General features: G+C 69.4%; 9 protein-coding genes. 6 read left to right on the forward strand and 3 right to left on the reverse strand.

All coding sequences use genetic code 11. From position 1 onward, the window contains the following. Window positions 1-99: 99 nt before the first annotated feature. From HY703_11915 to arsM, 3 genes are all read right to left on the reverse strand, one after another. Window positions 100-246 (reverse strand): hypothetical protein, encoded by a 147-nt coding sequence (locus tag HY703_11915; GenBank protein MBI4545895.1) that lies wholly within the window; start codon window positions 244-246, stop codon window positions 100-102. Continuing rightward, entirely contained in the window at window positions 236-466 is a 231-nt protein-coding gene (locus HY703_11920) for a type II toxin-antitoxin system prevent-host-death family antitoxin (GenBank protein ID MBI4545896.1), read from the reverse strand. The genes HY703_11915 and HY703_11920 overlap by 11 nt, the downstream gene beginning before the upstream one ends. 127 nt (window positions 467-593) lie before the next feature. After that, window positions 594-1,385, reverse strand: a complete 792-nt coding sequence (gene arsM / locus HY703_11925) for an arsenite methyltransferase (GenBank protein ID MBI4545897.1) — start codon at window positions 1,383-1,385, stop codon at window positions 594-596. Window positions 1,386-1,616: 231 nt separating this feature from the next. Between arsM and HY703_11930 the strand changes: the two genes are divergently transcribed. The 6 genes from HY703_11930 to HY703_11955 all read left to right on the forward strand — a co-directional run. Next, window positions 1,617-2,033 carry a hypothetical protein gene (locus HY703_11930; protein ID MBI4545898.1) on the forward strand — a complete coding sequence of 139 codons (417 nt, stop codon included), beginning with the start codon at window positions 1,617-1,619 and terminating at the stop codon, window positions 2,031-2,033. Between the two features lie 242 nt (window positions 2,034-2,275). Further along, window positions 2,276-3,022 carry a hypothetical protein gene (locus HY703_11935; GenBank protein MBI4545899.1) on the forward strand — a complete coding sequence of 249 codons (747 nt, stop codon included), beginning with the start codon at window positions 2,276-2,278 and terminating at the stop codon, window positions 3,020-3,022. A gap of 119 nt (window positions 3,023-3,141) precedes the next feature. Next, window positions 3,142-4,209, forward strand: a complete 1,068-nt coding sequence (locus HY703_11940; protein MBI4545900.1) for a glycosyltransferase family 9 protein — start codon at window positions 3,142-3,144, stop codon at window positions 4,207-4,209. Window positions 4,210-4,584: 375 nt separating this feature from the next. Then, window positions 4,585-6,195: a bifunctional response regulator/alkaline phosphatase family protein gene (locus HY703_11945; GenBank protein ID MBI4545901.1), complete on the forward strand. Its 1,611-nt coding sequence runs from the start codon at window positions 4,585-4,587 to the stop codon at window positions 6,193-6,195. Between the two features lie 41 nt (window positions 6,196-6,236). Beyond that, window positions 6,237-8,048 carry an ABC transporter ATP-binding protein gene (locus HY703_11950; GenBank protein ID MBI4545902.1) on the forward strand — a complete coding sequence of 604 codons (1,812 nt, stop codon included), beginning with the start codon at window positions 6,237-6,239 and terminating at the stop codon, window positions 8,046-8,048. Window positions 8,049-8,063: 15 nt separating this feature from the next. After that, window positions 8,064-8,716: glycosyltransferase (locus tag HY703_11955; protein ID MBI4545903.1), on the forward strand; the 653-nt coding region annotated here is incomplete at its 3' end.

The raw sequence follows: 8,716 nt of genomic DNA on the forward strand, positions 1-8,716 counted from the left end.
ACGTCGGGTCGGCTGACGCCCTGCCGCTCGGCAGCGCATCAGGCGGTCCGCCGCCGCGTTGCGATGAGCCTGCGGCGAAGAAAATGGAGAAGCGCGCGGTCACCCGCCAGCCGAGGCATTTGATACGAGCTGCGCACGCTCGCCGATCAAGTGCCGAACGAGCGCCACCGTCCGGCCGTGCTCAGGGTCGCGGCGGTCGATCAGCGCATACCACCCCGACGTGTCGACGAAGACACTACGAGCCATAGATGAGCCGATCGATCTCCTCGTTCCCGAGTGGCCCGCCCGCCCCGTCCACCGCGAAATCGTCGACGCGCAGAAGGGGATCATCTTCCGGGACGTCGGACGGTTCGGGCGGGACGGGCTCGAGGCGCGCAACCGGCTCTCCACGATACGTGATCAGGAACCGCTCCCCGCGCCGGACCGCCTCGAGCGCGCGCCGTGCGTTCCGCCGAAACTCCAACATGGATATAGATTTCATCGAGGAAAGTTAACCTTCACGTTTAAGTTCGCCAACGCCCCCCCGGTCGTGGGGTGCGCCGCTGTCGGACCGATTGGCATCGGAGCGAAACTATCGGGCAATCCAGCCCAGCCTACGGTTTGCGCGCGCGCACGAACGCGGCACAAAAGCGGCCGCGCCGGCCCACGAGTCGCAGCGCCAGCCGTGCCAGCACGCGGGCGCCGGCGTTCTCGAGCAGCGCCTCGTCGTACACCCGCGTGATCTCGACATCAATGTTCGTGAAGCCCGCCCCGGCCAGCTTGGCGCGGTACTCCTCCTCCCGCAGCGTGCCCGCCAGGCAGCCGCTCCACAGCTCGGCCGAGCGCCGCACCCAGCGCGGCAGCCGCCCCTGCACGACCACGTCCGAGACGGCAAACCGGCCACCGGGCCGCAAAACGCGGAACGCCTCCGCCAGCACGCGGTCCTTGTCCGGCGAGAGATTGATCACGCAGTTCGACATGATCACGTCCACACTGGCCTCGGGCAGAGGAATCTCCTCCATGTGCCCCTGCAGGAACTCGGCATTCGCCACCCCCGCCTGCCGCTTGTTCTCCCGCGCCAGCGCCAGCATCTCATCTGTCATGTCCAGGCCGTAAGCCTTGCCCGTGGGGGCGACGCGGCGCGCGGAAAGCAACACGTCCAGCCCGCCGCCCGAGCCCAGGTCCAGAACCACGTCGCCCGCGTGCAGCGCCGCCAGCGCCGTCGGGTTGCCGCAGCCCAGCGACGCCCGCAGCGCCGCCTCGGGGAGACCCGCCAGGTCCCCGCTCGCATACAGGTCCCGGCTGATCGCATCCTTGCCCGCCTCCGTGTCGCAGCACGACGCCGCCTCACCCGTTTTCACACTCCGCGCCGCCGCGGCGTACCGCCGCCGCACAGCTTCCAGCATCCCGGTCTCGGCGGGGAGTTGCCTGGGACCGCCTCGTCCTCCCAGAGGGTTTGCCATACCCGCTCTCCTCCTGGCCGTCTACGCGTCCGCCTGCCCATGGATGCTCGAACCGATATATCGGCTCCGCCGCCCGCCGTCAAGGGGCGGGCTTGCCGGCCTTGCCGGCGGCGAGTGGCGGGTTCAAGTTTCGGCAGCTTTTAGGCGGTTCGTTTTGCAGGCGTGGGAGGCTTCATGATCGTGCGGCGGTACGGCAACACGGTGCAGAGTGTGCAGCCCAACTTCGACTCTCGCGCCATGACGGAGATCGGGTTCCTGCGCACGGGCGCGCTATCGCTGACGGCGGACGCGTTCCTGGAAGAGTACGAGCGGGTGGGCGAGCAGCAGCTCACGGCTGCGGCGGAAGGGAGCGTAAAGGACGAGACGGAGCAGCAATTGCTGTCGTCGCTCCGCGCCCAGCTCACGCAACTCGAGGAAGAGCTGGGCCAGAGGCATCTGCTGGTGGTCGAAAGCGAGCCCGGTCGCGATTATCCGAAGACGCGGGACCGCACCACCACGCTGGTGGTGGGCGGCGAGAACCGCCTGCACTTCCAGTGGACAGTGGACCCGCCCCTCAAGCTGGGGGTCTGGCGGCGCAAGGGCACGGCGTGACGAGGCCAGCCTCGACGCTCAGGGACGACAACCTTCGCCCAGGCGATTCTCGAGACGAAGTTGCAGTCGCTCACTGTCTCCCGGTCCACACGTTGAGCATTAGCGCCCTCAAGCCGTCCCGGATCACAGCCTGCCCTTGGCACCCCCTCAGACAGCCCCGCCGCGGCAGCCACTCAGCCCAGGTCAAACCGAAGCAAGGCGTTGAAGGGCCGAACAGCCACGCCTAACTTCTGCGCTGAGCCATGAGCCTGACCGTACCATACCCGTATCGGATGGTCCTCGCGGGCAAAAACTTGCTCGTGGCGAGGGTCGAGGCGCTGGAGCCTGCGCGCCGCGCGCTGGCCGGGGCGGGGTCGCTGTTTCAGTTTGCGGCGGCTCACTCTGCGGCGGAGCGGCTGGAGGGGCGGGGACCGGCGTTGGTCGTGCCGATGGGCGCGGTGCTGGGGGTGGTGCGGCACTACCGGCGTGGCGGTGCGGCCGCGCGCTGGTTGGGTGACCGCTACCTGCGCGTGGGCGTGCCCCGTCCGCTGCGTGAGCTGCTGGCCAGCCGGGCGGTGGCGGAGCGCGGCATTCCCACGCCGGCTGTGCTGGCGGCGGCCGTCTACCCTGCTGGCGTGTTCTACCGCGGCGACGTGGTAACGTCTTACATCCCGGACTCGACGGATCTCGCCCGAGCGCTGTTTGGGGACGGCATCCCGGCGGGGGACCGAGTGCAGGTGTGCATCGCGGCGGGCGAGCTGCTGCGCCGGCTCCGGGAGGCGGGCGTCTTACACGCCGACCTCAACCTGAAGAACATCCTGCTCGAGTGGTCCGGCCGGCCGCCGCGGGTGTATCTGCTGGACCTGGATCGGTGCCGGGTGGTCGAGCGGCTGGGGGAGGGGTTGCACGGAGCGATGCTGGAGCGCTTCTGGCGCTCGGTGCGGAAGTGGGAGCGGCATACGGGCCGGGTGCTGACGGTGGCGGAGCGGGAGGCGCTGCAGGCGGAATGAGCATCGGCGGCAGGTGGGGAGAATCGGGGCCGCCGGGTCAGGCGGCGCGCAACCGCGGGCACGGGCACGCGTAGGCGTACGCGTACGGACGTATCAGAAAAATGCACGATCAAGCACCATTGAACCCGCAAGAGATCCTGATCGTCATGCTCAGCGCGTTGGGCGATGCGGTGCACGTGCTGCCCGTGGCCAACGCGCTCAAGCGGGCGCATCCGGGTTGTCGCATCACCTGGCTGATCCAGCCCGTGCCCTTCCGGCTGGTCGAGACCCACCCGGCCATCGATTGCTTCATCGTCTTCCACCGCCAACGCGGTCTTGCCGGATTGCGCTCGTTCCGGGAGGCGGCGCGGGTGCTGCGTCGCCGGCGGTTCGACCTGGTGCTGGCGCTTCAGGTGTATGCCAAGGCGGGGATCCTGACCGCGCTGGCGCGCGCGCCGGTCAAGCTGGGGTTCGACCGGGCGCGGGCGCGCGACCTGAATTGGCTGTTCACCACCCAGCGCATCCCGGTGCGGCCGGCCCAGCACGTACAGGATCAGTACTTCGAGTTCCTCGAGTTCCTGGCTGTGGACCCGCAGCCCGTCGAGTGGGGGCTCAAGCTCACGGCGGAGGAGCGGGCGCGGCAGCGCGAGTTCTTCGAGCGGCTGGGCGGCCGGGCGTGCGCCGTGGTAGTAGGCGCCAGCAAGCCGGAGAAGAACTGGGCGCCCGAGCGCTGCGCGCGGCTGCTCGAAGCGCTGGAATCCGACTACGGCTTCCGCTGCCTGCTGCTGGGCGGGCCGGCACCGGCGGAGCGCGCGGCCGCGCAGCAGATCCTCCAGGCGACGGGGGCCCAGCCCGTGGACGCGCTGGGCGACGACGTGCGCCGGCTGGTCTACCTCCTGGCGGGGAGCGAGCTGGTGATCAGCCCGGACACGGGGCCGCTGCACATCGCCCGGGCGCTCGATGTGCCGGTGCTGGGTCTGTACGGTTATACCAACCCCAAGCGGACCGGGCCGTACCGGAAATACCAGGACCTGGTGGTCGACGGTTATGCGCGCTACCCGGGCGAGGATTATCCGTGCAGCATGGAGTGGCGGCGGGGGGGGATGGGAAGGATCACCGTGGAAATGGTGCTGGAGAGGGTGGAGCGGGCACTCGGGAGGTACCTGCGAGTACACACGCCGGCGCGGGGACGCACGCCGGATTCCTGAGCCCGTCGGAGTGGGGTTCAGGTCACGTCACAAGAGCTGAGCTGTCCCAGAATTTCACCACCCCTCCTCGCGTTCTTCCAAAAGAGCCTGCAAGCTGCGACCTTCAGGATCCGCAGGCCGTGGCCACTCCCAGAAATCCGGCGGCAAGGGCCGGGAGCGCTGCGTGGCTGGGTGCGTGCGACTGAAGAGCCGGTTGGGTAGTTCGACGTCGCGCGGGGACAATGCCCCACTGAATTGACGGGCTCTTCCGGCCCTGTTTAGGTTAGCGTGCCGGCGGCTGGCGGATCACTCGGGGGGTGGCGGCGGTACTTGTTCTGGACGGGGGCTCGGAATGGGCTCCGGCTGCGGTCTTTTCTTTCGATTGGTTTTCGAGCGATGGCAACAGTGGCCAAGCGGATCCTGTGGGTAGACGACGAGGTCGAGCTGCTCGAGCCTCACCTGTTGTTTCTGCGGCAGCGCGGCTATCAGGTGGACACCACGAGCAACGGCGATGACGCGCTGGCGCTGGTGCGGCGGCAGGCGTATGACCTGTTGCTGCTGGACGAGCAGATGCCGGGGCAGCGGGGGCTCGAGGTGCTGGAGCAGCTCCGGCGCGAGGAGCCGCATGCGCGCGTGGTGATGGTGACCAAGTCGGAGGAAGACCGGACGCTGCAGGAGGCGATCGGCCGGCGGGTGGACGACTACCTGGTGAAGCCGGCGAGCCCGCGGCAGGTGCTCTCGGTGGTGGCGCGGCTGCTGGAGGGTCCGCAGCTTCAGCAGCAGCGTGCGGCTCAGGACTTTGCCGCGCGGTTCCTCGAGCTTTCGCGGCTGCGTGACGAGGCTCGCGGCTGGCGGGAGTACTTCGCGCTGTACGACGAGCTGGTGGACTGGGACCTGCGGCTCACGGAGGCGGGGGAGCCGGGACTGCGGGACTCGGTCACGGCGCTGCTCACGGACCTGCGGCGCTCGTTCGGGCTGCATGTGGCGCGCGAGTACGCGCGCTGGGTGGGTGACGGCGCCTCCCGTGATGGCGGTTGGCGGGGCGGCGCGGTGGCGGCCGGGGCGGACCGGCCGCCCCTCTCGACCGACGTCGTCTCCCGATTCCTGGTGCCTTTGCTCCGCTCCGGGCCAGTGCTGTTCATGATCATCGACTGCCTGCGGCTGGACCAGTGGCGCGTGCTGCGGCAGTTGCTGGCGCCGTACTTCGAGCTGAACGAGGAGCTGTACGCGAGCATTCTGCCGACGGCCACGCCGTATGCGCGGAACGCGTTGTTCAGCGGGCTCTTTCCGGACATGATCGCGCGGGCCCGCCCCGAGTGGTGGGGTACGGACGAGGGCAGCCTGAACGCGTTCGAGGACCACCTGTTCCGGGAGCAGCTCAGGAAGCTTACGGGGCGGGATGTGCCGGTGTTTTACGAGAAGGTGTTCAGCGATGCCGAGGCGGACGAGCTCGTGGGCCGGGTGCGCGGTGCGCTGAAAGGCGAGGGCGTGATCGCCCTGGTGTTCAACTTCGTGGACCTGCTGACGCACGGCCGCAGCGAGTCGGCGATCCTCATGGAAGTGGCGCGCGATGTCCAGGCCCTGCGCTCGCTGACGCGGCAGTGGTTCGAGCGGTCCGCGGCGTTCCGGGTGCTGCGTGAGGCCGCGGCGCAGGGGGTGCCGGGCGTGCTGACCACGGACCACGGCTCGATCCCGTGCACCCGTCCGCTGACGGTGTACGCGCGCCGGGATGCCACGGCCAACCTGCGCTACAAGTTCGGCGCGGACCTGCGGGCGGAGGACCCGTCGGGCGTGTTCGCAGTGAATGACGAGCGCTGCTTGCGCTTCCCGCCCGGCCGCATGGCCATCAACTACCTGCTGGCGCTCGAGGATCACTTCTTCGTCTATCCCACGAAGCTGCGGGAGTACCAGGCGCGCTATCGCGGCTCGTTCCTGCACGGCGGGGTGAGTCCCGAGGAGATGATCCTGCCTGTCACCCAGCTCCGCCCGCGCACGGGCGTGCGGTAGGCGTGGTTCGCCAAGCCTTGCCGGGCTGCCCATAGCTCTCCATGCGCCTCTACGGCCGAGTCCTCGGTTATCTGAAGCCGTACGGCGGCCTGGTGCTGCTGGCCGTCCTGGCCACCGTGGCCTTTGCGGTACTGGACGCGTTCAGCATGCTGCTGCTGATCCCCTTCCTGAACACGCTGTTCCGCGATGCGCCACTCGAGGTGGGGAGCGGCGACCGGGCAATCGAGTGGCTGCTGGCCCACACCGTGGGCCGGTTCGTCACGCCGGGTGCGGCGCCGCAGGAGCTGCTGGCCACGGTCATCGCCTTCATCCTGGCCGTATTCTTCCTGAAGAACGTGTTCGACTTCCTGCAGGTCTACCTGGTGACGCGGCTCGAGCAGGGGGTGACGCGGGACGTACGCAACCGGGTTTACGGCCATCTGCTGGAGCTGGACCTGCGCTTCTTCAATCGAACGCGCACGGGCCAGATCGTTTCCCGGCTCAGCGGAGACGTGGACCAGCTCCGCACCGTGGCCACGCGCAACCTGGCCAGGCTGGCCACCTCGGTGTTCCAGATCCTGGCGTCCCTGACGGCGCTGATCGCGATCTCGCTCGAGCTGACGGTGGTGGCGCTGCTGGTGCTGCCGGCAATGTTCGGCATCTGGGGGCGGTTCCTGCGGCGGCTGAGGCGCGGCGACCGCCGGGCACTGCACCTGGCGGGCGAGATCGCGTCACACATCCAGGAGACGGTAAGCGGGGTGCGCGTGGTCAAGGCCGCGGCCGCGGAGGCGTTCGAGCAGGCCCGTTTCCAGGGGCTCACCGGCGGCTACTTCCGGGCCGTGGTGCGGAACGAGCGGCTGCGCGCACTGGCCAGCCCGCTCACGGAGATGCTGGGCGCCGTGGGCACGGTGGTGCTGCTCTGGTACGGCAGCCGGCTGGTGCTGGTCGAGGGCTCGCTGGATGGCTCGACCTTCCTCGCCTTTCTGGCCGTGAGCATGAAGCTCTACTCGCCGGTCAAGTGGCTGTCTCGCTTCCCCTCGATGATGCAGCCGGCGCTGGCGGCGGCGGAGCGGGTGTTCGAGTTCCTGGACGCGCCGGTCGAGATCAGGGACCGGCCGGGTGCGCGGGAGTTCCGGGGCGTACGCGAGGCGATCCGATTCGAGAACGTGAGCTTCTCCTACGAAGCGGGCGAGCCGGTGCTGGATCGAGTGTCGCTCGAGGTGGGGGCGGGCGAGGTGATCGCACTGGTGGGGCCGAGTGGAGCGGGTAAGACCACGCTGGTCGATCTGCTGGCGCGTTTCTACGACCCGACGGGCGGGCGGATCACTGTGGACGGCGTTCCACTCCAGGAATTCTCAGTGGCTTCGCTCCGCTCGCGGCTGGGGATCGTGACTCAGGATACGGTGCTCTTCCACGACACCGTGCGGGCCAACATTGCTTACGGCCTCGAGGGTGTGACGCAGCACAGGTTGGAGCGGGCGGCACAGGCGGCCAATGCCCACGATTTCATCCTGCAGCTTCCGGAGGCGTACGACACCGTGCTGGGCGAGCGGGGCACGCGCCTCTCGGGCGGGCAGCGGCAGCGTATCGCCATTGCCCGGGCGGTGCTGCGCGACCCGCCGGTACTGATTTTCGACGAGGCGACGTCGTCACTCGACACGGAATCGGAGCGGCTGGTGCAGCAGGCCATAACCCAGCTCCTGGCCGGGCGTACCGTGTTTGTCATCGCGCACCGCCTGGCGACGGTGCGTCGGGCGGATCAGATCCTGGTGCTGCGCAACGGCCGGATCATCGAGCGCGGGCGTCACGACGAACTGCTGGATGCGGGCGGCGTATACCGTCGCCTGTTCGAGCTGCAGTTTTCGGGGGCGTGACGGTACCTCCGGTCCATGTACATCGTGGCGCATAACGGCGCGCGCAAGTGGGGCGGCGCGGAGAAGGCAACGGCGCTGCTGCTTGACGGGCTGTCGCGGCGCGGGCATCGGGTGCTCCTCCTGTGCAACAGTGCGGAGGTCGCGGCGCGAGCGGCGGGGCATGGCGTGCCGGTCGAGCGGCTGCGGCTGGGGGGTCAGGCTGTGCTGACGGACGCGTTGCGCTTCGCGGCCTTACTGCGGCGGCACCGGCCGGAGGCCGTGGTGCTGGGCACGTTCCGCAAGCTGTGGCTGGGAGCGCTGGGCGCACGGCTGGGCGGGGTGCCCCGCGTGGTCGCGCGGGTGGGACTCGAGACGGATACGGCGCGCAGCCCGCTGTACCGCGTGGCCTTGCGGCGCTGGACGGACGTCATCGTCCTGAGCGCCGAGGCCATGCGCGATTGCTTCCTCGCCCGTGCGCCGGGGCTGGACGCTGCCCGCGTGGTCACCATCCGCACGGGCGTGGCTAGGCCGGAGCGGCGTGCGGCGCCGGGTGCCGTGCGGCGCTGGCTCGGGGTCGCGGCCGGGGCGCGGGTGATCGGAACCGTAGCGCGGCTGGCCGGTCAGAAGCGGCTGGACCGGCTGCTCGAGGCACTGGCGCGGCTGCCGGCGGACGTGCACTGCCTTGTGGC

The sequence above is a fragment of the Gemmatimonadota bacterium genome (assembly GCA_016209965.1).
Classification (GTDB): domain Bacteria; phylum Gemmatimonadota; class Gemmatimonadetes; order Longimicrobiales; family RSA9; genus JACQVE01.

Excerpts from the sequence above, each read along its gene's own strand:
- HY703_11930 (MBI4545898.1), top strand. The coding sequence starts at position 1,617 with ATGATCGTGCGGCGGTACGGCAACACGGTGCAGAGTGTGCAGCCCAAC.
- HY703_11945 (MBI4545901.1), top strand. The coding sequence starts at position 4,585 with ATGGCAACAGTGGCCAAGCGGATCCTGTGGGTAGACGACGAGGTCGAG.
- arsM (MBI4545897.1), bottom strand. The coding sequence starts at position 1,385 with ATGCTGGAAGCTGTGCGGCGGCGGTACGCCGCGGCGGCGCGGAGTGTG.
- HY703_11935 (MBI4545899.1), top strand. The coding sequence starts at position 2,276 with ATGAGCCTGACCGTACCATACCCGTATCGGATGGTCCTCGCGGGCAAA.
- HY703_11950 (MBI4545902.1), top strand. The coding sequence starts at position 6,237 with ATGCGCCTCTACGGCCGAGTCCTCGGTTATCTGAAGCCGTACGGCGGC.
- HY703_11920 (MBI4545896.1), bottom strand. The coding sequence starts at position 466 with ATGTTGGAGTTTCGGCGGAACGCACGGCGCGCGCTCGAGGCGGTCCGG.
- HY703_11915 (MBI4545895.1), bottom strand. The coding sequence starts at position 246 with ATGGCTCGTAGTGTCTTCGTCGACACGTCGGGGTGGTATGCGCTGATC.